A 485-nucleotide genomic window follows, 5' to 3' on the forward strand; every position below is an offset into this window, starting at 1 on the left:
CCATAACAAAGAATGAGCAGTAGCTACGAATGAATATGGTGTCGTGATTACTTCACCAGTTATTCTTAATGCCTGCAGAGCTGTAAGCAGGGCTATAGTTCCATTATTAAATAATGCAATCTCATTGACACCAAGATATTCACAGAGTTCTTTCTCCAACGCCTCATGCATTGGCCCACCATTAGTCAAAATTTTGTTATTCCAGATACTTTCCAAGTAAGGGGTGAACTCACTCAAATCCGGTAAATAAGGTTGAGTTACGTAAATATTTTTATCACTCATTAATGACTCCGTTAACACATTCGCATAAATTTAATTTTTTGCAGACTTATTTAGGGATAGTAAACGATAAAGTTAATAAGCTCCATCTCTTTTTAATACAACATTTATAGTTTTAAAAAGGATAGCAACATCATTCCATAAAGACCAATTTTTCACATACCACGCATCAAAATAAACACGAGTATCATAATCCACATCATTAC

At 34.0% G+C, this 485-nt stretch carries 2 protein-coding genes; both read right to left on the reverse strand.

The genetic code is table 11. The features are described from left to right. Positions 1-282 (reverse strand): DegT/DnrJ/EryC1/StrS family aminotransferase (locus JHD74_RS26045; protein WP_199063914.1); only part of this gene is annotated, 282 nt, incomplete at its 3' end. A gap of 72 nt (positions 283-354) precedes the next feature. Beyond that, positions 355-485 (reverse strand): sugar transferase (locus tag JHD74_RS26050; protein WP_199063915.1); only part of this gene is annotated, 131 nt, incomplete at its 5' end.

Source organism: Serratia sp. ASV30 (genome assembly GCF_016428815.1).
Lineage (GTDB): Bacteria > Pseudomonadota > Gammaproteobacteria > Enterobacterales > Enterobacteriaceae > Chania > Chania fonticola_C.